We start from the raw sequence: 25,700 nt of genomic DNA on the forward strand, positions 1-25,700 counted from the left end.
CCCGGGCCCACGCTGGACCCATGACAGCCCGCATCGCAGAACGGACGACCCCGATGGCCACCGAATACGGATCCCAGCGCCGGGAGCACCTCCTCCCCGCCGCTCTGCGCGCGCCGCTCGAAGGGCGGACATGGCGGGAGTTCGGCTATCTGCTGCTGAGTCTGCCGATCAGCATCGTGCTCTTCGCGTTCGCCGTAGCCACCGTCTCGCTCGGCGCCGGCCTGCTCATCACCTTTCTCGGGATTCCGGTCCTGGCCGCCGGACTGGCCGGCTGCCGGGGGTTCGGGGCGATGGAGCGGGCGCGGGCGCGGGGGTTGTTGGGGCTCGAGGTCGGGGATCCGGAGCCGATCCGGGCCGGGACGGGCGGGCTGATGTCCTGGGTCGGTGCCGTCCTCAAGAGCGGGGCGTCCTGGCGGCATCTCCTCTACGCGCTGCTGCACTTCCCGTGGGCGATCTTCGCCTTCGTCGTCTCGGTCACCTTCTGGGTGAACGCCTGGGCCATGCTGACGTATCCGCTGTGGCACTGGACCTTCTCGCGTTACTCCGACCAGTCGGGCCTCGCGGTCTTCAGCCACAGCGACGGCACGCAATTCTATCTGGACACACCCTTCGAGATAGGCTCCACCGCCGCCCTCGGCCTGGTGCTCGTCCTCGTGACCCCTTGGCTGATCCGTGGTCTGGTCTCCTTCGACCGGGTGATGGTCACCGGGCTGCTCGGCCCCTCCACGCTGGCCACCCGCGTCGTGGAGCTGGAATCGGACCGCGGCGTGGTCGTCGACACGGCGGCCGCCGATCTGCGGCGCATCGAGCGCGACCTGCACGACGGGGCCCAGGCCCGCCTTGTCGCGCTGGCCATGGATCTGGGGCTCGCCAAGGAGAAGCTGGCGGAGGATCCGGACACCGCCGCGCGCATGGTGGACGAGGCGCACGGCGAGGTGAAGGTGGCCTTGCAGGAACTGCGCGATCTGGCGCGCGGCATCCATCCCGCCGTACTGACCGACCGCGGGCTGGACGCAGCCCTCTCCGCCGTCGCCTCCCGCTGCACGGTCCCGGTGACGGTGGAGGTGGACCTGCCCTCCAGGCCCGCCCCCGCCATCGAGGGGATCGCCTATTTCACCGTCTCCGAGCTGCTGCAGAACGTCAGCAAGCACGCGCGGGCGAGCCGCGCCACGGTCGACGTCTGGCGTTCCCGGGACCGCCTGATGCTGCAGGTCACCGACAATGGCCGCGGCGGCGCCGACCTCACCGCCGGCAGCGGTCTCGCGGGCCTGGCCGAGCGGCTGGACGCGGTGGACGGAATCCTGGCCCTGGACTCCCCGGCGGGCGGTCCGACGACAGTGACCGCCGAGCTTCCCTGGCGTGGCTGACCTGCCCGCCCACTCCGCCCGATCCCGTCGATTCCCCCAGCCAGGGCACAGCCGGGTCCCATACTGGGATGCTGGTAGGTGCAGGGGTGGCAGATCGACATGGGGGCTTCAGAGTTGTGAACGACAGGGTGCGGGTGGTCATCGCCGAGGACTCAGTGCTGCTTCGAGAGGGCCTGACCCGGCTGCTGACGGACCGCGGGCACGATGTGGTGGCCGGCGTGGGGGACGCGGAGGCGCTGATCAAGACGATCGGTGACCTCGCCGCGCAGGAGTCGCTGCCCGATGTGGTCGTCGCCGACGTGCGGATGCCGCCCACACATACGGACGAGGGTGTAAGGGCGGCGGTGCGGCTGCGCCGGGAGCATCCGGGGATCGGGGTGCTGGTCCTTTCGCAGTACGTCGAGGAGCAGTACGCCACCGAGCTGCTGGCGGGCAGCAGCCGCGGCGTGGGCTATCTGCTCAAGGACCGGGTGGCCGAGGTGCGTGAGTTCGTGGACGCCGTGGTGCGCGTCGCCCGCGGCGGCACCGCGCTGGATCCCGAGGTCGTGGCGCAGCTGCTGGGCCGCAGCCGTAAGCAGGATGTGCTGGCCAATCTCACCCCGCGGGAGCGTGAGGTCCTGGGCCTGATGGCCGAGGGGCGTACGAATTCTGCGATCGCCAAGCAGCTGGTGGTGAGCGACGGTGCGGTGGAGAAGCATGTCAGCAACATTTTTCTGAAGCTCGGCCTGTCCCCCAGTGACGGGGATCACCGGCGTGTACTGGCGGTGTTGACCTACCTGAACTCGTGAGTAGCTGACACTCTGTCAGATATCGAGCCGGCCGTCAGTCCCAGAACCAAAATATGCATGGGGAGCGTCTTTCAAGAAAGGACCCGGGGGCGAACAAAACATGGCAAACCAGGGCGCCGGGGTGTCTCACGAGGATATCCGGCAGATGAGCGGTCCAGGGAAGGCCACCCTTACGGACGTAAGGTGGCTAATGGGACGGCCGGAGGGCCGACCGGGCCCGAGCAGCCGCCTCGAGGGAGGTCCAGTTCAGTGACCAGCCAGGTCAGTAGCCCAGCCGAGCAGGCCGATGAGGCCGATGACGAGGCCAATGAGGCTCTTGTCGGGGAGCAGCGCGGGCCCGCCGGCGACAAGGAGATCCGCCGTCTGGACCGGGTGATCATTCGTTTTGCGGGTGATTCCGGTGACGGTATGCAGCTGACGGGTGACCGGTTCACCTCGGAGACGGCGTCGTTCGGGAACGACCTGTCCACGCTGCCGAACTTCCCAGCCGAGATCCGGGCCCCGGCCGGTACCCTTCCCGGGGTTTCCAGCTTCCAGCTGCACTTCGCCGACCACGACATCCTCACCCCCGGTGACGCGCCGAACGTGCTGGTGGCGATGAACCCGGCCGCGCTGAAGGCCAACATCGGCGATGTACCGCGCGGCGGCGAGATCATCGTCAACACCGACGAGTTCGCCAAGCGGGCGATGGCCAAGGTCGGCTACGACACCTCCCCGCTGGAGGACGGCTCGCTGGACGCCTACCACGTCCACCCCGTCCCGCTGACGACGCTGACCATCGAGGCACTCAAGGACCTGGGGCTGTCCCGCAAGGAGGCCGAGCGCAGCAAGAACATGTTCGCGCTGGGTCTGCTGTCGTGGATGTATCACCGGCCCACCGAGGGTACGGAGACGTTCCTGCGGTCGAAGTTCGCCAAGAAGCCGGCCATCGCGGAGGCGAACATTGCCGCGTTCAGGGCGGGCTGGAACTTCGGCGAGACGACCGAGGACTTCGCGGTGTCCTACGAGGTCGCCCCGGCCAGCACGGCCTTCCCGGCGGGCACCTACCGCAATATTTCGGGGAACCTGGCCCTGTCCTACGGGCTGATCGCCGCCTCCAAGCAGGCGGATCTGCCGCTGTATCTGGGCTCGTATCCGATCACGCCGGCCTCCGACATCCTGCACGAGCTCTCCAGGCACAAGAACTTCGGTGTGCGTACCTTCCAGGCCGAGGACGAGATCGCCGGGATCGGTGCGGCGCTGGGTGCGGCGTTCGGCGGGGCGCTGGGGGTGACCACCACTTCCGGGCCCGGTGTGGCCCTGAAGTCGGAGACGATCGGGCTGGCGATCTCGCTGGAGCTGCCGCTGCTGGTGGTGGACATCCAGCGCGGCGGGCCCTCGACCGGTCTGCCGACCAAGACCGAGCAGGCCGACCTGCTGCAGGCGATGTTCGGCCGCAATGGTGAGGCGCCGGTGCCGATCGTGGCGCCGCGGACCCCGGCTGACTGTTTCGACGCCGCCCTGGAGGCGGCCCGGATCGCGCTGGCCTACCGCACCCCGGTGATGCTGCTGTCGGACGGCTATCTGGCCAACGGCTCCGAGCCGTGGCGGATCCCCGACGTGGACGAGCTGCCCGATCTGCGGGTGCAGTTCGCCACCGGCCCCAACCACACCCTGCCCGACGGCAGTGAGGTCTTCTGGCCCTACAAGCGCGACCCGAAGACGCTGGCCCGGCCGTGGGCGGTGCCCGGCACCCCTGGGCTGGAGCACCGGATCGGCGGGATCGAGAAACAGGACGGCACCGGCAACATCTCCTACGACCCGGCCAACCACGACTTCATGGTCCGCATCCGCCAGGCCAAGATCGACGGCATCGAGATCCCGGACCTGGACGTCGACGACCCCGACTCGGCCCGCACCCTGGTCCTCGGCTGGGGCTCCACCTACGGCCCGATCACCGCCGCCGTCCGCCGCCTGCGCGCCGCCGGACTGCCCATCGCCCAGGCCCACCTCCGCCACCTCAACCCCTTCCCAAGGAATCTCGGAGAGGTTCTGGGGCGTTACAAGAAGGTAGTGGTGCCGGAGATGAACCTCGGCCAGCTCGCCACCCTGATCCGGGCGAGATATCTGGTCGACGCGCACAGCTACAACCAGGTCAATGGCATGCCGTTCAAGGCCGAGCAGCTGGCCGCGGCTCTCAAGGAGGCCATCAATGACTGAGGCGCTCTCGCTGGTGCCCAAGGCCGAGGCCAAGCAGTCCATGAAGGACTTCAAGTCCGACCAGGAGGTCCGATGGTGTCCCGGCTGCGGTGACTACGCGATCCTCGCCGCCGTGCAGGGCTTCATGCCCGAACTGGGGCTGGCGAAGGAGAACATCGTCTTCGTCTCCGGGATCGGCTGCTCCTCCCGCTTCCCGTACTACATGAACACCTACGGGATGCACTCCATCCACGGCCGCGCCCCTGCCATCGCGACCGGCCTTGCCTCCTCCCGCCGCGACCTGTCGGTCTGGGTCGTCACCGGCGACGGCGACGCCCTGTCCATCGGCGGCAACCACCTCATCCACGCCCTGCGCCGCAACGTGAACCTGAAGATCCTGCTGTTCAACAACCGGATCTACGGCCTCACCAAGGGCCAGTACTCCCCCACCTCCGAAGTCGGCAAGATCACCAAGTCGACCCCGATGGGCTCCCTCGACGCCCCGTTCAACCCCGTCTCCCTGGCACTCGGCGCCGAGGCATCCTTCGTCGCCCGCACCATCGACTCCGACCGCAAACACCTCACCGACGTACTGCGCCAGGCCGCCGACCACCAGGGCACCGCTCTGATCGAGATCTACCAGAACTGCAACATCTTCAACGACGGCGCCTTCGAGGCCCTCAAGGACAAACAGCAGGCCGAAGAGGCCGTTATCCGCCTCGAACACGGACAGCCGATCCGCTTCGGCACCCAGAACGACAAGGGCGTCATCCGCGACCCGGGCACCGGGGACCTCAAGGCCGTCCGCATCACCGCCGACAACGAGTCGCACATCCTCGTCCACGACGCACACAACCCCAGCCCCACCACCGCCTTCGCACTCTCCCGCCTCGCCGACCCCGACACCCTGCACCACACCCCCATCGGCGTCCTGCGCAGCGTCGAGCGGCCCGTCTACGACATCCAGATGTCCGACCAGCTCGACACCGCCATCGAACAGAACGGCAAGGGCGACCTCGCCGCCCTCCTCGCCGGCAACGACACCTGGACCGTCGTCGGCTGACGATCGCCGACAAGCCACCCGAGGCCCGGATCTCCCGTCAGGAGGTCCGGGCCTCGTCGTACGCGGTACGCGCCGCAAGGACCTCGTCGGTCCGCTTCTCCGTCCAGCGGGCCAGACCCCACACCTGCTCGGCGGCCTCCTTGCCGAGCCCGGTCAGCGAATAGTCGACGCGCGGCGGGATCACCGGCTTGGCGTCGCGGTGCACAAAGCCGTCGCGCTCCAGGGTCTGGAGGGTCTGCGCGAGCATCTTCTCGCTGACGCCGCCGACCTCACGGCGCAGCTCGCTGAAGCGGTACGAGCGCTCCAGCAGAGCGGCGAGAACGAGCACGCCCCAGCGGCTGGTGACGTGTTCGAGGATCAGACGCGAGGGGCACATCGCGTGATTGACGTCGGGGTCTCTCCTTACGGCCATGCCAGTACCTTACTTCAAAGTGGGTACTTTCCTCTAGTTAGTGTCCACCCTAGGGTGAGCTCTGGAACCGCGCCGAACAAGCCGAACAGGCTGAACAGGCCGAACAAGGAGAAATCACCCATGAGCATCGTCGTCTGCGGAGCCAGCGGAGCCCTTGGCCGTCTCGTCATCGACGAGCTGCTCGCCACGGTCTCCGCGGAGCAGCTCGCCGTCGTCGTCCGCAACCGGGAGAAGGCCGCGGATCTCGCGGCGCGCGGCATCGAGCTGCGGATCGCCGACTACAGCGAGCCCGAGACGCTGACCGGGGCCTTCCGGACCGGTGACCGCGTACTGCTGATATCCGGCAGCGAGATCGGCCGAAGGGTGCCGCAGCACACCGCCGTCATCGAAGCGGCGAAGGCGGCGGGCGTCGCTCAGCTCGCGTACACGAGCGTGCTCGGCGGGCCCGCGGCCGACTTCCGGCTGGCCACCGAGCACCAGGTCACCGAGCAGGCGATCCTGGACTCCGGCCTGCCGTACACCTTCCTGCGCAACGGCTGGTACACCGAGAACTACACCGAGCACCTGGCCCCCGTACTCGAGCACGGCGCCGTCGTCGCCAGCGCCGGCGAGGGCCGGATCGCCTCCGCCTCGCGCGCCGACTACGCGGCGGCCGCGGCCGCCGCGCTGACCGGCGAGGGCCACCTGGGCGCGGCGTACGAACTGAGCGGCGACGTCGCCTGGTCCTTCGCGGAGTACGCCGCCGAACTCTCCCGGCAGACGGGCCGGACGATCACGTACAACAACATCCCCGCCGACGCGCACCTGGAGATCCTGACGGGCGCCGGGCTGCCCGCGCCTCTCGCCGAGATCTTCGTCGACGTCGACGCGGCGGTCGGGCGGGGACTGCTGGAGGGCACGTCGGGCGACCTGGCGCGGCTGGCCGGGCGCCCCACGACCTTGCTCGCCGACTCGGTCGCGGCGGCACTGACCGCGTCGTGACCCCCCATGATCCGTCATGACCGTATGGCAATACGGACATGACAATCCGGCCTTGCGCAGCGTACCTTCGACGAGATATCGCGCGCGGGACGGGAGGGGCCAGTGAAGCCGGACGGTGAACAGCGGGCAGGACTGCTGTACGGGATCGGGGCCTACGGAATGTGGGGCCTGGTCCCGCTCTTCTGGCCACTGCTCAAACCGGCCGGAGCGATGGAGATCCTCGCCCACCGGATGGTCTGGTCGCTGGCCGTCGTCGGCATCGCCCTCGTGGCCCTGAGACGGTGGGGCTGGATACGCGAGCTGATACGCAACCCCCGCAAGCTGGCGCTCATCACGGTCGCCGCGTCGGTGATCACCGTCAACTGGGGCATCTACATCTGGGCCGTGAACTCCGGCCATGTCGTCGAGGCCTCACTCGGCTACTTCATCAACCCGCTGGTCACCATCGCGATGGGCGTCCTGCTGCTCAAGGAGCGGCTGCGTCCTGCGCAGTGGCTGGCGGTAGGAACAGGCTTCGCGGCGGTGCTCGTGCTGGCCATCGGCTACGGGCGGCCGCCCTGGATCTCCCTGACGCTGGCCTTCTCCTTCGCCACGTACGGCCTGGTCAAGAAGAAGGTCAACATCGGCGGTCTGGAATCGCTCGCGGCCGAGACCGCGATCCAGTTCTTCCCTGCCCTCGGCTTTCTGCTCTGGCTGGGCGCCGACGGCTCGGCCTCGTTCGGGTCGCACGGCGTGGGTCATGCGGCGCTGCTCGCCGCGACGGGCGTCGTGACGGCGGCGCCGCTGGTCTGCTTCGGCGCGGCGGCGATCCGCGTGCCGCTCTCCACCTTGGGGCTCCTGCAATATCTGGCGCCGGTCTTCCAGTTCCTGCTCGGGATCCTGTACTTCCACGAGGCGATGCCGGCCGAGCGGTGGGCGGGCTTCGCGCTGGTGTGGCTGGCGCTGACGTGCCTGACCTGGGACGCGCTGCGGACGGCACGGCGTACGAAGGCGGAGGCGCTGCGGCTCGCCGCGGCGACGGCCCGGTCCCGGGCGGCGCAGGTCCCGGAACCCCAGTCACCGGCACCGCAGTCTCCGGCACCCCAGTCTTCGCAGCCGCAGGCGGAACCGACGGCCTGACCCTCAGGCCACGCCCAGGGCGTCGGTGATCTCGCCCATCACGGCCTTCCAGTGCGCCCGCTGACGCACGCGCTCCTCCGCGTTCGCGAGCCGCTCCTGGTGGATGCGGAGCACGGTCCGGCCCTCCCCTGACGCCGAGACTGCGATCTGGAGGGTGCTCGTGCCGTAGGTGAGCCGGACACGGTCACCGGGCCGGTAACTGCGCACCTCACCGGCGATCCCGTCCCCCGTCTCGTACGACTCGCCCTTCTCGGTGGGCAGCCGGACACCATCGCCGAGCCAGAGGGCGACACCTTCCTGGCTCGCGACGAACTCCCATACGGCGGCCACCGGAAGGGGCAGGGTCCTGGAGACGCCGATCTCCCAGCCGGCGTCCTTCGTCAGTCCTTCTGGCATGGTTCGGCCTCCTTCGTGGCGGACGCGGTGGGCCCGGACCTTGCTGCGGTTGCCGCACCGTTCCATGGCGCACCAGCGCCGTCGGCCCGGGCGGGAGGTGTCGACGAAGAGCAACCGGCAGTCGTGCGAGCCGCATTCGCGGATGCGGTGTGCGTACGGACCGGTGAGGAGGTCCACCGCATCGCGCGCCACGACCGACAGCAGCTGGGTGCCGGTGGCCCCGGGCGCCCAGTCGCGGCCGCCCCGGCCTGTGATCCGGGGCGCGAGCGGGATCTGCGCCGCGGCCTCGTTGACCACGGCCAGATCGGCGGGGTTCAGGGCGCGGCCCTGCGCCCGGGCCGAGGTCAGCCGCCACAGGGCGTCCCGCAGTGCCCGCGCGGCCCACACCTCGTCCGGCGCGACGATCGGCTCAAGACCGTCCGGCAGCCGGCTCTCGTCCGCCCAGCGGACCAGGTCGGCGGGCTCGTGCAGCACCTCGAAGTACGCGAAGTCGCCGGGGCCGCCGGTCGTCAGCAGTTCAAGGCAGAGCGCGCCGGGGTCGAAACGAAAGGAACGCCCGTCCGGCTTACGCAGGGTCAGTCCTCTTGCAGCTTCGCTCACGTAACCACTATAAGTGGTTAGCATGACCCTGCACTGGAAACTGGTCGTCGATACGTCCGACCCGCACGCCCAGGCCGACTTCTGGGCCGCGGCCCTCGGCTACGAGGTCGAGGACAACAGCGCACTCATCGAGCGGCTGCGCGGATACGGGCAGTTGCCGGAGGGATCGACGGTCCGGTCGCACGGCCGGGATGCCTTTCGCGACTACGTCGCCATCCGGCATCCGGACGATCCCTTCGACAAGGACACCGGGATGGGACGCGGACGCAGGCTGCTCTTCCAGCGCGTCCCGGAGGCGAAGACGACCAAGAACCGGCTGCATCTCGACCTGCACGTCGGCGCGGAGCAGCGCGAGGCGGAGGTGGCACGGCTGGAGGGCCTGGGGGCGCGCGTCCTCTACCACGCGGACCAGCCGGAGGGCGTGTGGACGACGATGGCCGACCCGGAGGGCAACGAGTTCTGCGTGGAGTAGGGGGTGCGGTGCGGGGCGGCCGACTACTCCGGGTCGTTCCAGGTGAAGGACTCCAGCCCCGCGCACTCCACCTCGGCATCCGTCCACCGGCCCCGGGCACGCCGTGTTGCCAGCGCGATCAGGCCGACGAGCAGGCCCATCACGCCCACGGTGATGAAGGCGGTCATCACTCCGGTGCGCAGAGCCAGTCCGCCCAGGGTCGTCAGGATGACGAACGGATCCAGGTTCATTCCGTCAGCTTGCGGCTCGGCGGCGCCTTCCGCTCCCGGCCTGCGGCCCCGTCCTTGAACCGCGCCCCGGAATTGGCCGTTCCGTAACCTGCATCGACCTGCTTCAACACCGCTCCACCCCCCGCGTTGTCCGGCATGCGAACACCGCTGACCGGTTTTCGCCCTTGACGGTCAGTCAAACTCTCGCTGAACTCTCAGCACGTACTGCGCACCAACAGCTCCATGTACCAACAGCTCCAGCGCCCTGGGACCCGCCATCCCGGGGCGTCTCGCACGTTCCGTCCTGTCCCCGTTCGGAATTCGGAGCCCCCACACATGCCACTGTCCATACCCAGACGGTCCCTGCCCGGACGCGCGGCCGCGGCCGCCGCGCTCGCCCTCGCCGGACTGCTCGCATCCGCCGCGCCCGCGGCGACCGCGGCCCCGGCGCCCGTGCTCGCCGCCCCCGACATACCCCTCGCCAACGTCAAGGCGCACCTCACCCAGCTCCAGTCGATCGCCACCGCCAACGGCGGCAACCGTGCCCACGGCCGTACCGGCTACAAGGCGTCGATCGACTACGTGAAGGCGAAGCTGGACGCGGCCGGATTCACCACATCCCTCCAGCAGTTCACCTCCAGCGGCGCCACCGGCTACAACCTGATAGCCGACTGGCCCGGCGGCGATCCCAATCAGGTGCTGATGGCGGGCTCCCACCTCGACTCCGTATCGGCCGGGCCAGGCATCAACGACAACGGCTCCGGCTCGGCGGCCGTCCTTGAGACCGCGCTCGCGGTCTCCCGCGCCCAGTTCACACCTCAGAAGCATCTGCGCTTCGGCTGGTGGGGCGCCGAAGAGCTGGGCCTGGTCGGGTCGAAGTACTACGTCAACAACCTTCCCTCCGCGGAGCGTTCGAAGATCTCGGGCTATCTCAACTTCGACATGATCGGCTCCCCGAACCCGGGCTACTTCGTCTACGACGACGACCCGGCGATCGAGAAGACCTTCAAGGACTACTTCGCCGGTCTGAGCGTCCCCACGGAGATCGAGACCGAGGGCGACGGCCGTTCCGACCACGCGCCGTTCAAGAACGCGGGCGTCCCGGTCGGAGGCCTGTTCACCGGCGCCGACTACACCAAGACGGCGGCCCAGGCACAGAAGTGGGGCGGCACGGCCGGTCAGGCCTTCGACCGCTGCTACCACTCCTCGTGCGACACCAGCGCGAACATCAACGACACCGCGCTGGACCGCAACGGCGACGCGATCGCGCACGCGATCTGGACGCTGTCCGCCGGGACGACCACGCCGGGTGATGTGTACGAGTCCACGACTGACGTGGCCATCCCCGACAACGGCGCCGCGGTGACCTCGCCGGTCACCGTCACCGGCCGCACCGGCAACGCCTCCAGCACCCTCAAGGTCGGCGTGGACATCATCCACACCTGGCGCGGCGACCTCGTGGTCGACCTGGTCGCACCGGACGGATCGGTCTACAACCTCAAGTCGTTCAGCGGCTCCGACTCCGCCGACAACGTCCAGGAGACCTACACCGTCAACGCCTCCTCCGAGGTCGCCAACGGCACCTGGAAGCTCCGCGTCCAGGACAAGGCCGCCTACGACACCGGCTACATCAACAGCTTCAGGCTCACCTTCTGAGCCACTGAGAGGTCCCCGACTCCGTCCCCGAGCTTCCGGGAGGTCCCACGACCGCCACCCCCCACCGACTGCATGCGTGTGCATATACTTGCGCACGCATGCAGTCATCTTCGGAGTACGCGCAAGGGGAAAGGCCCATGACCCGGACGTTCCTGTTCCTGCTGGGCAGCAGCCGCACCGGCGGCAACACCGAGACGCTGGCCCGCCTGGCCGCCGAACAGCTCCCGGCCTGGGCCGAGCAGCGCTGGCTGCGGCTGTCCGAGTTCCCCCTCGCGGAGTTCGAGGACCTGCGCCACGAGGGCGACGGCAGCTACCCCGCACCCGAGGGGCATGCCGCGACGCTGCTGGACGCCACGCTGGAGGCGACCGACCTCGTCATCGCGTCCCCGCTGTACTGGTACAGCGTCTCGACCTCGGTCAAGCGCTATCTGGACCACTGGTCGGGCTGGCTGCGGGTGCCGGGCACGGACTTCAGGGCGCGGATGGCCGGGCGGACGCTGTGGGGCGTCACCTCGTACGCGAGCACTGCCGACAAGGCCGAGCCGCTGATCGGCACCCTGCGCAACACCGCCGACTTCATGGGCATGCGCTTCGGCGGCGTCCTGCTCGGCAACGGCACCCGGCCGGGCCAGGTGGAGAACGACGCGGACGCGACCGCCCGCGCCAAGGAGTTCTTCACGCGCTGACGCCTTCAGGCCGTGACGTCCTTCGTCGTGAAGCGCGCCCATGCCGCCGATCCGAAGACCGCCGCGTAGAGGCCCTGCAGCTCGAGGTTCTTGACCACCTCGTCCCAGTACACCGGCTCTCGCAGCAGGTCGGCGAACGACAGCCAGTAGTGCGGGAAGAGATACGGGTGGATTCCGTGCAACTGCGGGATCGCGTCCAGGATCTGCACCGTGATCAGCAGTCCGACCGTCGTCGCCATCGCCGCGATGCCGCTGCCCGTCAGGGTCGAGACGAACAGGCCGAGTGCCGCGATCCCGGCCAGCGACGCCGCAACGACGACGACGATCAGCCCGGCCCGCAGCAGCCCGTTTCCGAACGAGATCCGGGTGCCGGAGATCGTCGTGACATCGCCGAGCGGAAAGAGCAGCGCCCCGACGGCGAACGCGGATGCCGCCACGACCAGAGTCGCGACAAGGCAGAAGGCGCAGGCCGTGGCGTACTTGGCGAGCAGCAGCCGGGTCCGGCCCGCCGGGGCGACCAGCAGATAGCGCAGTGTTCCGGCGTTCGCCTCGCCCGCGATCGCATCGCCCGCGACGACGCCGATCGCCATCGGGAGGAAGACGGGCAGGGTCGCTGCGAGCGCGGCGAAGACCAGGAACAGGCCGTTGTTGGTGATCTGCCCGATGAACGCGGGCCCCTCACCACTGCCGCCGCCGGCCTGCCCTCCGTCGCTCGTCTCGATCTTGACGGCGATGCCGATCAGTACGGGAACGCCGGCCAGCACACCCAGCAGGGCGAGCGTGCGCCAGCGCCGCAGTGTGGTGGTCAGCTCGGAGCGGAAGAGGCCGAGCGTCCACACCGGGCTGCTCGTCCTTTCCCGTGCGGCCCCTGCGAGCGTGTCAGCCTGCGACATCGAAACCCTCCCCGGTCAGCGCGACGAAGGCGTCCTCGAGCGAGGCCCGCTCGATCCCGAAGCCCCGTACCCGTACGCCCGCCTGGACCAGCGCCGCGTTGAGCTCCGCGAGGTCCTTCACCGGCGGCTCGCCACTCACCTTCTCCTCGGTGACGGCCAGATCGGTCACCCCCTGCTCCTTGAGAATGCGCGCGGCATCGGCCGGGTCGGGGGTGGTGACCACCAGCCGCCCGCGCGCGCCGGCCGCGAGATCGGCGACCGGACCCTGGATGATCAGCCGCCCCTGGGCCATCACCGCCGCATGCGTACAGACCTGTTCGATCTCGTCGAGGAGATGCGAGGAGAGAAAGACCGTGGTCCCGTCGGCCGCCAACTGCCGTACCAGCGAACGGATCTCCCGCATGCCCTGCGGATCCAGACCGTTGGTCGGCTCGTCGAGCACCAGCAGTTTCCGCGGTTGCAGCAGCGCGGCCGCGAGTCCCAGCCGCTGCTTCATGCCGAGGGAGTACGCCTTGGCCTTCTTGCCCGCGGCCGAGGTGAGCCCGACCCGGTCAAGCGCCGCGCCGACGCGGGTGCGCCGGGTGCGCGGATCGGCGCTGGGGTCGGCGGAGTCGTAGCGCAGCAGATTGTCCCGGCCACTCAGGAACCCGTACAGCGCGGGCCCTTCGATCAGCGCGCCCACCTGCGGCAGTACGGTGCGCACCGCGCGGGGCATGGGTCTGCCGAGGACCGTGGCACTGCCCGCGGTCGGTTCGATGAGCCCCATCAGCATCCGGATGGTGGTGGTCTTGCCGGAGCCGTTGGGGCCGAGGAACCCGAAGACGCTGCCGTCGGGCACGCTCAGATCCAGTCCGTCGACGGCCAACTGTCCGCCCCGGTACCGCTTGGTGAGCCCGCGCGTCTCGATGACGGCTGTCATTCCGGTCCCCCCGTTCACTCGGTCAGCGGTCCGCCCCGCCGTATGGAGCGTACGGCGGGGCGGACGGTCAACGCGTGTCGTGCTACCCGATGTGGTGCTGCTGGCGCTACTTGCCCTCGTTGGCGGCCTTCACGAGCGCGTCCTTGGTCACGGCGCCGACATAGAACGTGCCGTCGTCCGTCATCAGGGCGTTGACCAGGCGGGTCTTGAAGACCGTGCCCGAGCCGAACTTCCCCTCGACCTTGTCGCCGAGCGCGTCAAGGAGCTTGCTCGCCTCCGGCGGCACATCGCCGTCCTTCGGCGCGCCGGAGGCCTTGCCGCCGGGCGTCTCGATCTTCGCGATGGAGGTCCAGCCCTCACCGATGACGTTCAGGCCCTTGAAGTCCTCGGCGCCCTCGACGCCCTCGTGACCCTTGAACTCCTTGGGGCCCTTGAAGTCCTTCGGACCCTTGAACTCCTCGTGGTTCCCGGCGCCCTTGCCCTTCTCCAGCTCGTCGGCCTCGGTGACCTTCGCCCCCTTGGGCGGGGTGAAGTCGAAGGTGGAGGCGGCCGGCTTGGAGAAGTCGACCTTGGTGAAGCCCGCGTCGACCACGGCCTTGCCGCCGCTGGTCGGCGTGAGCGTGAACTTCAGCGGCACGCCCTTCTCCGCGTCCACCGCGATCTTGATCGAGCCGATCGTCGAACCGCTCTGCTTGGGCTTGATGACCAGCTGGTACGCATCGCGGCCTGCCACCCGTGCCGTACCCCCGACAGTGACCGACGTGGTGTCGTCCGCGGCCTTCAGCGCCTCGTCGGCGAACTGCTTCGGCGTGGTCGGGAGGTCCTTCGGCAGGGCCTCGTGCTTCTTGCCCTTGTGACCGGAGCCGTCGTCCTTGGCGTGGAAGGCCTCGTTCGAGGCACTGTCGTACGCCCAGACCTCGCCGCCGTTGTGGATCAGGCTGTACTCGGCGGCGTCCTCCAGGATGGAGACCTTCGCCTTGTCCGGGCCGTCGGCCGCGACGCGCAGGGTGTGCGAGCCGGACGCCAGTTCCATCAGCTTGCTCTCGGGAGCGGCGGACGAGCCGCCGCCCTGGCCCTTGGGGCTGAAGGAGCCGCCGCCCAGCCCGGCGAGGCCGCCCAGCGGGAGGCCGAGGTCCGTGTTGATCTTCACGGTGCCGGACAGCTGCTGGGTGTCCGAAGCGGCCATCTTCTCGATGAGTTCCTGCGCGGTGATCTTCGGCAGATCGGGGTCACCGGAGGCAGCGAGCGCCGGGACGAGCCCGATGGTCGCCGCCGCCACCCCGGCCACCGCGACCGGGACGAAGTAGCGCGCCGCCCTGCCGCGGCCCGCTGCGAGGTCCTCGGCCTCTTCGGTGGTCTGTGCGCTGTCGTTCGGTGCCATGGTGTGCCCTACCTCCGTGGTTGGTCAGGGTGGCGCTGTTCAACTGACTCCATCTGACCAAATCGGGCGAACAGAAGCGTCAGTCCGCGGGAGCAACTTGGCGTACTGCTATGGGATGACAGTAGGACGCGGCGCCTCCCCCAACCAGTAGGGGAAGCGCCGCATGCCCAGTTGAGGAGGGGTTGGTTCTGGATGAAGACGTAATCGGCCCCGTAGGGGACGCCGACGACGGCTCCCTGCTCGCAGCCGCCGGCCGGGGCGACGCCGCCCACGGTGTTCAGCCGGAACGTCTCCTGGGTGTTCGCCAACAGGCCCCGCTTCTTGCCCGACTGGGTCGCCTTCAGGTCCAGCTCGGCGATGTTCCCGGGAACGCTGCGGTGTGCAGGTTGGCGTAATGCCAACGCCCCGTGCGTCGACTTCCGGGCATCAGTACGGAGTGGATCCGAGATTGGACTCAACCCAAGAATGTGACCCGTACCACACACCTCGGGTTGATCCCGAAGCAGATCGCGGTGCCGTGGTAATGGGTTTGTCAGTCCGCGGGCTGACAGTCATCGGCGTCAGCCCGCGCGGTGGACCACCGCGTCGCAGAGCTCCTCCAGGGCTGCCTTCGCATAGCACTCGGGCAGCGGGGCGAGCATCGCCCGCGCCTCCTCCGCGTACCGCACGGTGTCACGCCTGGCCTGCTCCAGCGCGGGGTGGACACGCAGCCGCCGCAGCGCCTCGCCGTGCCGGGCGTCGTCCGTCAGATCACTGTCCAGCAGGGCGACGAGCTCCAGATCCTCGGGCCGGCCGTGCGCCTCCGCCTCCGCGCGCAGACGCAGCACCGGGAGTGTCGGGATGCCCTCGCGCAGATCCGTGCCGGGCGTCTTGCCCGACTCGTGCGAGTCGCTCGCGATGTCGAGTACGTCGTCGGCGAGCTGGAAGGCCACGCCGAGCCGCTCTCCGTACTGGGTGAGGATGTCCACGACACCCTCGTCGGCGCCGGACATCATCGCGCCGAACCGGCCGGAGACCGCGATCAACGAGCCCGTCTTGCCACCGATGACATCGAGGTAGTGCTCGACCGGGTCGCGGCCGTCGCGCGGCCCCGCCGTCTCCAGAATCTGGCCGGTGACCAGCCGCTCGAAGGCCTCGGCCTGGATGCGTACGGCCTCGGGGCCCAGGTCGGCCAGTATGTGCGACGCCCTCGCGAACAGGAAGTCGCCGGTCAGCACGGCCACGGAGTTGCCCCAGCGGGCGTTGGCGCTGTCCACGCCGCGCCGCACATCGGCCTCGTCCATCACGTCGTCGTGGTACAGCGTCGCGAGATGGGTGAGCTCGACGACCACGGCCGAGGGCACGACACCCGGCGCGTACGGATCACCGAACTGGGCCGCCAGCATCACCAGCAGCGGCCGGAAGCGCTTGCCTCCCGCGCGTACGAGATGCTGTGCGGCCTCCGTGATGAAGGGCACCTCGCTCTTGGTGGCATCGAGCAGACCCGCCTCGACAGCCGCCAATCCGGTCTGGACATCGGCCTCAAGAGCCTGGTCCCGCACGCTCAGCCCGAACGGCCCGACGACGGTCACGAGGGGATCTCCTGTCTGCTGACGGTCACACGGATTGTCGATGTGTCGCTGGATGCACTCAAGTCAGCGTATCCGGTCGCCTTTCGATCACCATGGGCGCCTTCCCGCCACCACCGGTATGTTCGTGATCAGCTGGTACGACATCGAGTGACCCATTTGCCAGGAAGCTCCTGCCATGCGCATCCGCACCGATTTCCCGTACGAGACCGCCCACGAGGACGTCCGAATCGCCCTCAAGGACGGCACGCGACTGTACGCGCGCCTCTGGCGGCCGCTGACCGGCGAACCCGTCCCCGCCCTGCTCGAGTATGTGCCCTTCCGGCTGACCGACTGGACCGCGCCGCGCGACTACCAGCGCCACCCCTGGTACGCGGGCCACGGCTACGCCTCCGTACGGGTCGATGTGCGCGGACACGGCAACAGCGAGGGCCTGCCCGGCGACGCCTACGACGCGACCGAGGCCGCCGACGGGGTCGAGGTGATCAACTGGCTGGCCGGGCAGCCCTGGTGCACGGGCCGCGTCGGCATGTTCGGCATCTCCTGGGGCGGCACCGACGCCCTGCGGATCGCCGCCCTCGCACCCGAGCCGCTCAAGGCGGTCGTCACCGTCTGCTCCACGGACGATCGCTACGACAACGACGCGCACTACATGGGCGGTTCGGTCCTCGCCGGCGGGATGCCCGCCTGGGCCGCTACCCTCCTCGCCTTCACCGCCCGGCCGCCCGACCCGCTCCACGTCGGCGATGCCTGGCGCGAGCAGTGGCTGAACCGGCTGGAGGCCCTTAACCCCTTCATCCACACCTGGCTGTCCCATCAGATGCGCGACGACTACTGGAAGCAGAGCAGCGTCCGCGAGAACTACACGGCCGTCGAAGCGGCAGTCCTGGCGGTCGGCGGCTGGCACGATCCCTACCGGGACACCGTGCTGCGCCTGGTCGAGCAGTTGCCGCCCGACCGGGTACGGGGCCTGATCGGCCCCTGGCCGCACGAGTACCCCGACCGCGGCCGCCCGCCGGGACCCGCCATCGGCTTCCTTCAGGAGACGCTGCGCTGGTGGGACCACTGGCTGAAAGGCAGGGCCACCGGGGTCATGGCCGAGCCCCTGCTGCGCTCCTGGATCAGCGAGTCCCATCGGCCCGCGACGGTCTACTGCGAGCTGCCCGGCCGCTGGGTCGGCGATCCCGCCTGGCCCTCGCCGCACATCGCCTCCGTCCCGTACACACTGACGGGCGAGCCGGTCGTCGTCGACTCCCCCCAGTACACCGGCCTGGACGCCGGACGCTTCCTTCCCAGCGGCAACGACGCCGATCTGCCGCCCGACCAGCGTGACGAGGACGCCCGCTCGGCCTGTTTCGACTTCCCGGTCACCGACGAGCCGGTCGAGATCCTGGGCCGCCCCCGGGTCACCCTGCGGCTGCGCCCGGACGTTCCCTACGGCCAGGTGATCGCCCGCCTCTGCGACGTCTCCCCCGACGGCTCCGCCACCCTGGTCACCCGCGGTGCGCTGAGCCTGTCCGCCCGCCACGGCCGCGAACGCGCACGCGCCTGGCCTCCCGGCACGAGTGAGGACGTGGCTTTCGAGCTGAACGGCATCGGCCACGCCTTCCCTGTGGGCCACCGCATCCGGCTCGCCGTCTCCTCCGCGTACTGGCCATGGATCTGGCCCCACAGCGGTTCCGCCGGCTTCACCCTCGACCCGGCGGGCTCTCGTCTGGAGCTGCCCGTACGCGATCCCGGTGCGGGCGCCGAGTACAAGATTGTCTTCGAGGAGCCGGAACAGTCCGCGCCGCTCGGCGTCAGCTCGCCCGTGACGCTCGACGAGCCGCGGCCCGGGCGGCTGGTGACCCGGGACGTCGCCAAGGGCGAATGGCGCGTCGAGATCGACCCGCGCCACGGCGCCACGCTCGTTCATCCGGACGGCCTCGAATACACGGCGGACCCGCTGGAGACCTACACGATCCGCGAGCGCGACCCGCACTCCGCACACACCCGCTGCACCTGGACGATCCGGCTGCACCGGCCGGAGCTGGCCTGGGACGTCAGAATCGAGACCCGCTCCGAAGTCGGCTGCGACGCCGCCGACTTCATCACCTTCGACGAGGTGGTCTGCCGCGACGGCCACGAGATCGTCTTCCACCGCACCTGGGAGCGGCGGATCCCCCGTTTGACCGGGTGAGAGCGTCGGCAGGGTGGCCTGCCGCAGCAGAGCAACATCCACGTAACGTGGGACCCACACCCGTGGAAAGCGAGGCAAGCACCGATGCCCGAGCAGAGCCCGCTCGATCTGGCCGAGGGCGATCCCTTCGGCCCGCACAACCTGCCGTACGGCGTTTTCAGCACGGCCGACGAGCCCGGCCGCCGGCGGCTCGGCGTCCGCATCGGCAGCCATGTGCTCGACGCCGGGGCCGCGGCCCACACCCTCGGCTCCCCCTATGCCGCGCTGCTGGCACAGCCGAGCCTCAATCCGCTGCTCGCCGCGGGCCGCACCGCCTGGCGCGATGTGCGCCGCGCACTCACCGCCTGGGTCACGGTGCCCGCCCACCGCCCGGACATAGAGCCGCTGCTGCACCCGCTCGACTCGGTCACGCTGCACCTCCCGTACGAGGTCGCCGACTATGTCGATTTCTACGCGAGCGAGCACCACGCCACCAACGTCGGCAAGATCTTCCGGCCGGACGGGGACGCACTGACCCCCAACTGGAAGCACCTGCCCATCGGTTACCACGGCCGGTCCGGCACGGTCGTCGTCTCCGGCACGGATGTGGTGCGCCCCCGCGGCCAGCGCAAGACGCCCGCGGACGCCGCCCCCGTCTTCGGCCCCTCGGTCAAGCTCGACATCGAGGCGGAGGTCGGCTTCCTCGTCGGCACCCCCTCCGAGCTGGGCACTCCGGTGCCGCTGAGTGACTTCCGCGAGCATGTCTTCGGCCTCTCGCTGCTCAACGACTGGTCGGCGCGCGACATCCAGGCCTGGGAGTACGTCCCGCTCGGCCCGTTCCTCGGCAAGTCCTTCGCGACGTCCGTCTCCGCCTGGGTGACCCCCCTGGAGGCCCTGGACACGGCACGGACGGCCCCGCCCGCCCGCGACTTCGATCTGCTGCCCTACCTCGACGATTCGGGCGAGGAGGAGCCGGGCGGCTTCGATGTGCGCATCACGGTGGCGATCAACGGCCATGTGATCTCCGAGCCGCCGTTCGCCACGATGTACTGGACGGCCGCCCAGCAGCTGGCCCATATGACGGTCAACGGCGCGTCCCTGCGTACGGGCGACCTCTTCGGCTCCGGCACGGTCAGCGGCCCCGAGGTCCATATGCGCGGCTCGCTCCTCGAACTCACCTGGAACGGCCGGGACGTCCTCGAACTCCCCGAGGGCAAGCGGACCTTCCTGGAGGACGGCGACGTGGTGACGATGACCGCGTGGGCGCCCGGCCCGGACGGCACCCGGGTGGGCCTCGGCGAAGTGACGGGCCGGATCGTCCCGAGCACCGGCTGATGGGCGAACCGACCCTGCCCGAGGAGCTGTTGCTGCTTGCCCTCGACCCGGCGACGGGCCGTCGGCACTGCAGCAGGAGCTACCTCCAGTACGGACTGGCGGGCGCCGCCCTCGCCGAACTGGAACTCCAGGGCAGGGTCGCCGAGGCGCGCGGCCGGGTGACGGTGATCAATCCGCTGCCGCCGCGGGACCGGTTGTCGGCGCAGATCCTGGCAAGCCTCCCGGCCCCGCGCGGCAGCCGGTTCGGCGACGGCGTCCACGCCCGGCGCTGGGTCAGGCGCACCGGACGTCAGGTCGAAGAGCTGTGCCTGCACCACTTGGTGGGGCGCGGTGCGCTGCGCGTGGAGAGCCGCCGCTTCCTGGGGCTCTTCCCGTACCACCGCTACCCCGCGGCGACCGAGGACTGGTCGTCACCGGCTCGGGGCCGCTATGCCCGGTCGATGGCGGCCGGCTTCCCGGACCGCCGCGGCCGGCTGCTGGCCGGCTTCACCACGGCAATCGGTCTTTCCCGGGTGCTGCATCCGGACAGGTCCTGGCGGGAGAGCGGCGTGCTGCGCGCTCTCGTACGGGAGGAGTGGGCCCCGTACGCGGTGCACCGCGCCGTCAAGCAGGACAAGCGGTCGAGCAACAGCAGCATCAGCATCGGGGACGGGTCCGACGGCGGGGGCGGGGGCGACGGCGGGGGCGGCGGGGGCGGCGGCGACTGACGTCCCCAGGGTGGCAGATCGTCGGCTACTCCGGCCTGAGACCCCATCCAGAAGCCCTTGAGCCCGGACCGGGCGGCGGAGTAGGCGGGCCCCGTCTCGGGCGCGAAGTAGACGGGCGCGTGTACGCATTCCAGCAACTGCCGGCTGTCGTCCATGCTCGCCGACGCTAGCCCACCCGCAGGGCGCGTCAATGCGACGTGACGCCTTCACCCGTGTGCGGGAGCCTGATCGCATTCCCGCCGGATACGCTGGACAGACCCGCGAGACTCCGTCCCATGGGAGCACTGATGAGCGTCGAACCCGAGGCCCCCGAGCCCAGCTGGCCAACCCCGCCCGTGGGTGGCTGGACTGCCGACGACCTCGACCGGCTTCCGAACCTGCCTCCGCACACGGAGCTGATCGACGGGAGCCTGATCTTCGTGAGTCCGCAGACGCTTTTTCATTTGCGGGCGGTCGACTTCTTCAACTGGCAGTTGCAATCTGTGGCCCCCGAGGACCTGGATGTGGTCCGGGAGTTCACCATCGACATCGACTGGCAGAACAGGCCCGAGCCCGACGTGATCGTCGTACGCGAGGATGTCGTGGAGGACGCACGCCAGACCCGGTTCCCGGCCGAATCCGTAGTGCTGGCCATTGAGGTCGTCTCCGCCGAATCCCGGACCCGCGACCGCGAGACCAAGCCGGTGAAGTACGCACGCGCCAAGATCCCGCACTACTGGCGGGTGGAGGACAACGAGGGCAAGGCTGTCGTCTACGTCTTTGAGCTCGAGCCGGCCACCGGCGCCTACACCAGCACCGGCATCTTCCACGACCGAATGAAGCTCTCTGTCCCCTTCCCCGTCGACCTGGATCTGAACGGGATCGCAGTCCGCCGGAAGCGAACCCGAGAGCAGTAGCCGTATCAGCCGAAGGGCCCGGCACCTCACCGAGGTGCCGGGCCGAGGGTCATCCGATGGCTGTGTAGCCGGTCCAGGTCGTGCCGACGCTGCTGTTGATGATGTTGAACATATTGGTGGTGCTGAGCGCCACGGTGCTGCTCCCCAGGTAGATCACGGCGTTGCCGTCGGATCGCAGGGCCCAGACATCGGGGATGGAGTCCCCTGTGACATCCGGACTGCCAATGACGATGGGTATGTCGGCGACATGCCAGCCGGAGCTTCCGTAGATGAAGTCGATGCCATCGGCGGATGCCGTCTGGACCGCGAAGGAGAACAGGTTCGTACCTGTCCCGCTCGAATGGATCTTCCCCTTACGGAGGAAGACCCTGCCGGTGGTGTCCGTGCGATAGACGAGATCCGCAGCGGCGTCACCGGCAACCTGGCCGACGTACACGAGGTCACGGAGCGTCCAGTCATCGCCGCTGAGCTGTGTGGCGGTCTGGAAACTGACACCCGTGTACCCCGTGAATGCCCACAGAGCGCTGCCCGCCGTCGCCAGCATGTCGGGGCGCCCGTCACCGGTGACGTCTCCCACGGACAGGATCTGGCTGAGCGAGGAGGCCGCAGGCGCACCCGTCGGCAGCAGAACCTTGCGGCGTTCATTGACGTCGAAGCCGCCGTAGCCGTCTCCGGGATACACGTAGATCTCGCCGTCGATGCGCGCAACCAGGTCCTGAATACCGTCGCCGGGCAGCCAGTCGCCGTTGTGCGTGATCAACGCTCCGCTCCAGTAGCCGTCGGCCACCGCCTTGGCCGGCCCGTCGGCGGTCGTGTACGCGGCAGGCATCGAGAAGTGGAGGCGGTCGGTGCCGAGGGTTTTGGCGTACAGCGCGAGATTGCCCGTGGGGTCGATCGTGTAGACGTCGGGCACCCCGTCACCAGTGACGTCACCCGCGGCGTCCGGGTCCGGGTCCGGCTTCACGTTGAACTGGTACTTCCTGACCCCGGAGATGTTCCCGGAGCTGTCGGCGCTACGCACGTACAGCACTGAGGGGCCGGCGTGCGGAGGCTTGAGCGTGACGACAGCGTCACCACCCTTGGCTGGATCGGGCAGAGCCTTCTTGTCGAAAGCCGTGTTGAAGCTGTACTGGTACTCCTTCACCTCCGTTGCCGTGCCGTTGGGCTTGAAGGTGAACTGCCCTGCGGTGCCGAAGGTGACCGTGCTCCAGACATCGCTGTCGTCGCCCGACGGCGGGAAGCTGGCGGATTCGACCTCGGGTGTGCTCGGCGCGGTGTGGTCGACGGTGAACTGGCAGATCGCCGTCGTGTAGGGCGGCCCCCATGCGGAAGTCGCTCCCTCGGCGTCCTTGGAGTACACCGACCAGGAGTATGTGACCCCGTGGGTGAAGCTCGCCCACGGCATGGTGAAGGCAGTCATCGCGCCAGTGCTGTTCGTGGCATGGTCCGCGTCATGGAGCGGCGTGCTCGCATAGCCTGTACGCCACACCTTCAGGTGCAGGTACTTGAGGTTTCCGTCGGCGTCCGAGGCGGAGGCGGTGAAGGTGATGTCACTCTTGCCGATGGAGATGTACGGCGACGTGTAGTCGCAGGTACCACCGGGGAAGGTCTTCATGAGCGAACCGGTCGGCTCGTTCGGCGCCCGGTTGTAGACAACCTCGATAGACGGGGAGCTCTCGCCGTTGGCCAGGAACTTCTTCCAGTACTCAGCGCTGCTCTCATTGGCGGCTCGCAGACCCAGTGTTATCGCGGTCCACTTGCTGGTGGCCGCCTGCTGAGCCTCGGGCTTGATGTCGAGGGCGACCCAGTTGTCCGGGCACGTCGTTGCTTTGTACCCGTAGCCGGTCGTTGCGCTGTTGATTGCAGAACCCCAGGAGGGCTGATTGTTCCAGGTGCTGGCACTGGAGATGGCGCTGGTGAGATGCAGGTTGTACTGGCGTGCCGCGCAGCCCCAGGAGTAGGTCTGGAGCGCTCTGAAGGTTGCCGACTTGACGTTGGCGCCGTGCAGTTTGCTGTCGAACTCGAAGGTGAAGACCGAGCGGGACAGGCCACCGGAGTCTGACTCGTAGCCGACACGGGCGTCGTTGGTGCCGTCGTTGAAGTTCAGACCGTTGTAGAAGCTGGAGCTCGGGTACTTGGCGTAGAGCAGCGTCCAGTTCTTCTTGTGTCCCGTGAAGGACGGGTCGATGAAGACCGGATACACCATCTCCGGCTCGGTCAGAAGCTTCTTGTTCACGGCCAGACCGAGGGTGTTGTTCCCGTCGAGACTGGCATTGAGGACGCTGTCGTGGCTGCCCGGCTGCGGCCCGGCGAGACCGGGCAGGCCAATCGCGGTGTCGCTGACGTCCGGGGCAGGGCTGGGAGCTGGCTCACCGATGGTTGCCCGGATCTCGCCGGCAGAGTCCCAGGCGTACGGGGTCGGGGCGGAGGCGACCTCCTCGCCGTTGCTGTCGATGGCGCTGACGACATCGGAGTCCGCATCTAGGCGAAACTTCAGGTCCGGTGAGGAGAGCCGGTAGTTCAGCTCGCTGAGCAGCGGGTCGGAGGCCGCTTCACGGGTGTGCAGGATCAGGATGTGTGAGTATCCGCTGTCGCGGGCGGTGAGCAGCAGATCGATGCCGGGGCGCACGTTCTCGTACAGCGCGCGGGACCCGTCCACGACCGGCTGCGGCAGGGGACCGGGCCAGCTCACGACGAGCTCGTGGCCATCGCTGTTCAGGCGCACCAGCTCGCTCCAGGTGCCTTCCTCTGAGGCACCGGCGGAGGTTTGCGCCAGGGAGGAGCGAAGGGTCGCGCGGGAGGCACGCTTCGCCGGACCGCCTGCGCTGCCCGCGCTGAACAGCAGCGGGTCGTTGACCGCCTTGGGCGCGTAACCCCCTTCGACGCGCTGCAGAGTGGTGTCGATCGGCTTCCACTCATCGCCGACTTTCGCCCGGATCGTGGCGCTGTAGGTACGGGTCCGGAGCAGCCCGTCCGGCCGGGCCCAAGTGGTCGAGTTGGCGGTGTGCTGAGCGGTGACCTGGACGTCCTTGCCGGTCTGCCGCGCCTGCCGGATGGCTTCGGGAGCATCGACGGGCCGCTTCCGAGCGCGGTCGTCCCCGGCCCGAGGAGACGGCTTCGGACTCCGCTCGCCGGAGAGGTGTACGCCCACGGGCACAGCGATCACCACGGCCAGAAGAGCGGCCAGTGCGGCATATCCGCGCCGCCTGCGCGTTCGCTTCAATTCCTTTGCAAATGCGGGCAGTTGACCATCCGACACTGCCACTGCAGGCTCTACGGGCGGCGAATTCTCCGTGGTTTCCACGCTCTTCGAGGCGTCCATGACTCCCTTTCCCCCCGCGGGCGCCTGGATGCTGAGCTGCCCTCGGAATTTCTGCTCCACGCAGATGTGCGCGAGCAGAGCATGGCTCATCTTCACGTTTTCGTCACCCGTCGCCCGGGCGCATGAGGTTGAGGAACCATTCGCGGGACGGACGCGTCCAAATAGGCACCGGCGCATCCCTGGGCAGCCAACCTCACCGACCCCCACGGCCTGAACGGGATATTTGGGACTTCATGTCCCCGCTTTTGGGCGACGCTGCGGTTACTTCCGCCACTCCGCCCGAGATGTGATCCCCAATGCCACGTAGTGGCGATTCGGTCACTAATAGCCGGTCAATTCCCTTTTTGGCGCGATCAGTTGTTTCATGATCGTGATTGACGTCACACCTGTAAGTCCGTTGTGGATTTCGCGTGCAGTCCACCTGCACAATCACCACGCTATTTGTCGATTCCCTGCGGTCGTGCTGTTCCGTCCGGCAGTGGAAGTGGGGGGTCTCATGTCCTCGTCCAATTCGAGGCGTTCTTTCCGCCTGCCCGGAAACGGGATCTGGCGTACACGGTCTGCGCGGAAAGGTCGGGCAGGGCACAGCCGCGC

At 68.8% G+C, this 25,700-nt stretch carries 22 protein-coding genes and 1 pseudogene; 13 read left to right on the top strand and 10 right to left on the bottom strand.

What is annotated here, in order from left to right; all coding sequences use genetic code 11:
• Positions 1-53: 53 nt before the first annotated feature.
• The 4 genes from FBY35_RS14825 to FBY35_RS14840 all read left to right on the top strand — a co-directional run bounded on the left by FBY35_RS14825 (position 54) and on the right by FBY35_RS14840 (position 5,396).
• A complete protein-coding gene (locus tag FBY35_RS14825) occupies positions 54-1,367 on the top strand; it encodes a sensor histidine kinase (protein WP_260848691.1) in 1,314 nt (437 codons plus the stop codon).
• A 128-nt stretch (positions 1,368-1,495) separates the two neighbouring features.
• Positions 1,496-2,155: a response regulator transcription factor gene (locus tag FBY35_RS14830; RefSeq protein ID WP_142215077.1), complete on the top strand. Its 660-nt coding sequence runs from the start codon at positions 1,496-1,498 to the stop codon at positions 2,153-2,155.
• Between the two features lie 249 nt (positions 2,156-2,404).
• A complete protein-coding gene (locus FBY35_RS14835; RefSeq protein ID WP_142214251.1) occupies positions 2,405-4,354 on the top strand; it encodes a 2-oxoacid:acceptor oxidoreductase subunit alpha in 1,950 nt (649 codons plus the stop codon).
• Positions 4,347-5,396 (top strand): 2-oxoacid:ferredoxin oxidoreductase subunit beta, encoded by a 1,050-nt coding sequence (locus FBY35_RS14840; RefSeq protein ID WP_142214252.1) that lies wholly within the window; start codon positions 4,347-4,349, stop codon positions 5,394-5,396. The genes FBY35_RS14835 and FBY35_RS14840 overlap by 8 nt, the downstream gene beginning before the upstream one ends.
• A gap of 37 nt (positions 5,397-5,433) precedes the next feature.
• Here the strand turns inward: FBY35_RS14840 and FBY35_RS14845 are convergent, their stop codons facing one another.
• The gene (locus FBY35_RS14845) at positions 5,434-5,808 is read right to left on the bottom strand and encodes a helix-turn-helix domain-containing protein (protein WP_142214253.1); all 375 of its coding nucleotides are present in this window, start codon (positions 5,806-5,808) and stop codon (positions 5,434-5,436) included.
• 120 nt (positions 5,809-5,928) lie between these two features.
• On the opposite strand from FBY35_RS14845, the gene FBY35_RS14850 reads away from it, so the two are divergent.
• Together FBY35_RS14850 and rarD are read left to right on the top strand one after the other, a co-directional pair.
• The gene (locus FBY35_RS14850; protein WP_142214254.1) at positions 5,929-6,789 is read left to right on the top strand and encodes an SDR family oxidoreductase; all 861 of its coding nucleotides are present in this window, start codon (positions 5,929-5,931) and stop codon (positions 6,787-6,789) included.
• Positions 6,790-6,891: 102 nt separating this feature from the next.
• A complete protein-coding gene (gene rarD / locus FBY35_RS14855; protein WP_142214255.1) occupies positions 6,892-7,908 on the top strand; it encodes an EamA family transporter RarD in 1,017 nt (338 codons plus the stop codon).
• 3 nt (positions 7,909-7,911) lie between these two features.
• On the opposite strand, the gene FBY35_RS37120 is transcribed toward rarD, so the two are convergent.
• Positions 7,912-8,304 carry an SRPBCC domain-containing protein gene (locus FBY35_RS37120; protein WP_142215078.1) on the bottom strand — a complete coding sequence of 131 codons (393 nt, stop codon included), beginning with the start codon at positions 8,302-8,304 and terminating at the stop codon, positions 7,912-7,914.
• An 18-nt stretch (positions 8,305-8,322) separates the two neighbouring features.
• Positions 8,323-8,928: pseudogene (locus FBY35_RS37125) on the bottom strand (CGNR zinc finger domain-containing protein); the annotation flags it as partial.
• Here FBY35_RS37125 and FBY35_RS14870 point away from each other — a divergent pair.
• A complete protein-coding gene (locus FBY35_RS14870; RefSeq protein ID WP_186356936.1) occupies positions 8,927-9,376 on the top strand; it encodes a VOC family protein in 450 nt (149 codons plus the stop codon). The pseudogene FBY35_RS37125 and the gene FBY35_RS14870 overlap by 2 nt on opposite strands.
• A 23-nt stretch (positions 9,377-9,399) precedes the next feature.
• Here FBY35_RS14870 and FBY35_RS14875 read toward each other — a convergent pair whose 3' ends face one another.
• A complete protein-coding gene (locus FBY35_RS14875; RefSeq protein ID WP_142214256.1) occupies positions 9,400-9,606 on the bottom strand; it encodes a hypothetical protein in 207 nt (68 codons plus the stop codon).
• 315 nt (positions 9,607-9,921) lie between these two features.
• On the opposite strand from FBY35_RS14875, the gene FBY35_RS14880 reads away from it, so the two are divergent.
• Together FBY35_RS14880 and FBY35_RS14885 are read left to right on the top strand one after the other, a co-directional pair.
• Positions 9,922-11,241: a M28 family metallopeptidase gene (locus FBY35_RS14880; protein ID WP_142214257.1), complete on the top strand. Its 1,320-nt coding sequence runs from the start codon at positions 9,922-9,924 to the stop codon at positions 11,239-11,241.
• 137 nt (positions 11,242-11,378) lie between these two features.
• Positions 11,379-11,927: a flavodoxin family protein gene (locus FBY35_RS14885; RefSeq protein ID WP_142214258.1), complete on the top strand. Its 549-nt coding sequence runs from the start codon at positions 11,379-11,381 to the stop codon at positions 11,925-11,927.
• 5 nt (positions 11,928-11,932) lie between these two features.
• On the opposite strand, the gene FBY35_RS14890 is transcribed toward FBY35_RS14885, so the two are convergent.
• The 5 genes from FBY35_RS14890 to FBY35_RS14910 all read right to left on the bottom strand — a co-directional run bounded on the left by FBY35_RS14890 (position 11,933) and on the right by FBY35_RS14910 (position 16,691).
• Positions 11,933-12,820, bottom strand: coding sequence for an ABC transporter permease (locus tag FBY35_RS14890; RefSeq protein ID WP_142214259.1), 888 nt, complete (start codon positions 12,818-12,820; stop codon positions 11,933-11,935).
• Positions 12,807-13,739, bottom strand: a complete 933-nt coding sequence (locus FBY35_RS14895; RefSeq protein ID WP_142214260.1) for an ABC transporter ATP-binding protein — start codon at positions 13,737-13,739, stop codon at positions 12,807-12,809. The genes FBY35_RS14890 and FBY35_RS14895 overlap by 14 nt, the downstream gene beginning before the upstream one ends.
• A gap of 106 nt (positions 13,740-13,845) precedes the next feature.
• Positions 13,846-15,120, bottom strand: a complete 1,275-nt coding sequence (locus FBY35_RS14900; RefSeq protein WP_142214261.1) for an outer membrane lipoprotein carrier protein LolA — start codon at positions 15,118-15,120, stop codon at positions 13,846-13,848.
• An 8-nt stretch (positions 15,121-15,128) separates the two neighbouring features.
• A complete protein-coding gene (locus FBY35_RS14905; RefSeq protein WP_260848618.1) occupies positions 15,129-15,605 on the bottom strand; it encodes a DUF3455 domain-containing protein in 477 nt (158 codons plus the stop codon).
• A 75-nt stretch (positions 15,606-15,680) separates the two neighbouring features.
• A complete protein-coding gene (locus tag FBY35_RS14910) occupies positions 15,681-16,691 on the bottom strand; it encodes a polyprenyl synthetase family protein (protein ID WP_142214262.1) in 1,011 nt (336 codons plus the stop codon).
• 175 nt (positions 16,692-16,866) lie between these two features.
• Here FBY35_RS14910 and FBY35_RS14915 point away from each other — a divergent pair, with 175 nt between their 5' ends.
• The 4 genes from FBY35_RS14915 to FBY35_RS14930 all read left to right on the top strand — a co-directional run bounded on the left by FBY35_RS14915 (position 16,867) and on the right by FBY35_RS14930 (position 21,784).
• On the top strand, positions 16,867-18,867 hold the full coding sequence (locus tag FBY35_RS14915; RefSeq protein WP_142214263.1) for a CocE/NonD family hydrolase: 2,001 nt from the start codon (positions 16,867-16,869) through the stop codon (positions 18,865-18,867).
• A gap of 84 nt (positions 18,868-18,951) precedes the next feature.
• Complete coding sequence (gene fahA, locus FBY35_RS14920; RefSeq protein WP_142214264.1) at positions 18,952-20,181, top strand: fumarylacetoacetase; 1,230 nt, start codon at positions 18,952-18,954, stop codon at positions 20,179-20,181.
• Positions 20,181-20,888, top strand: coding sequence for a GPP34 family phosphoprotein (locus tag FBY35_RS14925; protein WP_142214265.1), 708 nt, complete (start codon positions 20,181-20,183; stop codon positions 20,886-20,888). The genes fahA and FBY35_RS14925 overlap by 1 nt, the downstream gene beginning before the upstream one ends.
• A 287-nt stretch (positions 20,889-21,175) precedes the next feature.
• Complete coding sequence (locus tag FBY35_RS14930) at positions 21,176-21,784, top strand: Uma2 family endonuclease (protein ID WP_142214266.1); 609 nt, start codon at positions 21,176-21,178, stop codon at positions 21,782-21,784.
• A 49-nt stretch (positions 21,785-21,833) separates the two neighbouring features.
• On the opposite strand, the gene FBY35_RS14935 is transcribed toward FBY35_RS14930, so the two are convergent.
• Entirely contained in the window at positions 21,834-25,007 is a 3,174-nt protein-coding gene (locus FBY35_RS14935; RefSeq protein ID WP_160159269.1) for a DNRLRE domain-containing protein, read from the bottom strand.
• Between the last annotated feature and the right edge of the window lie 693 nt (positions 25,008-25,700).

Origin of the sequence: Streptomyces sp. SLBN-118 (assembly GCF_006715635.1) — a bacterium.
Classification (GTDB): Bacteria; Actinomycetota; Actinomycetes; order Streptomycetales; family Streptomycetaceae; genus Streptomyces.

Bases quoted from the DNA above. Each gene is read 5' to 3' on its own strand.
- FBY35_RS14880 (WP_142214257.1), top strand. From the start codon at position 9,922: ATGCCACTGTCCATACCCAGACGGTCCCTGCCCGGACGCGCGGCCGCG.
- FBY35_RS14925 (WP_142214265.1), top strand. From the start codon at position 20,181: ATGGGCGAACCGACCCTGCCCGAGGAGCTGTTGCTGCTTGCCCTCGAC.
- FBY35_RS14895 (WP_142214260.1), bottom strand. From the start codon at position 13,739: ATGACAGCCGTCATCGAGACGCGCGGGCTCACCAAGCGGTACCGGGGC.
- FBY35_RS14845 (WP_142214253.1), bottom strand. From the start codon at position 5,808: ATGGCCGTAAGGAGAGACCCCGACGTCAATCACGCGATGTGCCCCTCG.
- FBY35_RS14890 (WP_142214259.1), bottom strand. From the start codon at position 12,820: ATGTCGCAGGCTGACACGCTCGCAGGGGCCGCACGGGAAAGGACGAGC.
- fahA (WP_142214264.1), top strand. From the start codon at position 18,952: ATGCCCGAGCAGAGCCCGCTCGATCTGGCCGAGGGCGATCCCTTCGGC.
- FBY35_RS14825 (WP_260848691.1), top strand. From the start codon at position 54: ATGGCCACCGAATACGGATCCCAGCGCCGGGAGCACCTCCTCCCCGCC.
- FBY35_RS14930 (WP_142214266.1), top strand. From the start codon at position 21,176: ATGAGCGTCGAACCCGAGGCCCCCGAGCCCAGCTGGCCAACCCCGCCC.
- FBY35_RS14875 (WP_142214256.1), bottom strand. From the start codon at position 9,606: ATGAACCTGGATCCGTTCGTCATCCTGACGACCCTGGGCGGACTGGCT.
- FBY35_RS14900 (WP_142214261.1), bottom strand. From the start codon at position 15,120: ATGGCACCGAACGACAGCGCACAGACCACCGAAGAGGCCGAGGACCTC.
- FBY35_RS14870 (WP_186356936.1), top strand. From the start codon at position 8,927: ATGACCCTGCACTGGAAACTGGTCGTCGATACGTCCGACCCGCACGCC.
- FBY35_RS14850 (WP_142214254.1), top strand. From the start codon at position 5,929: ATGAGCATCGTCGTCTGCGGAGCCAGCGGAGCCCTTGGCCGTCTCGTC.
- FBY35_RS14915 (WP_142214263.1), top strand. From the start codon at position 16,867: ATGCGCATCCGCACCGATTTCCCGTACGAGACCGCCCACGAGGACGTC.
- FBY35_RS14885 (WP_142214258.1), top strand. From the start codon at position 11,379: ATGACCCGGACGTTCCTGTTCCTGCTGGGCAGCAGCCGCACCGGCGGC.
- FBY35_RS14840 (WP_142214252.1), top strand. From the start codon at position 4,347: ATGACTGAGGCGCTCTCGCTGGTGCCCAAGGCCGAGGCCAAGCAGTCC.
- FBY35_RS37120 (WP_142215078.1), bottom strand. From the start codon at position 8,304: ATGCCAGAAGGACTGACGAAGGACGCCGGCTGGGAGATCGGCGTCTCC.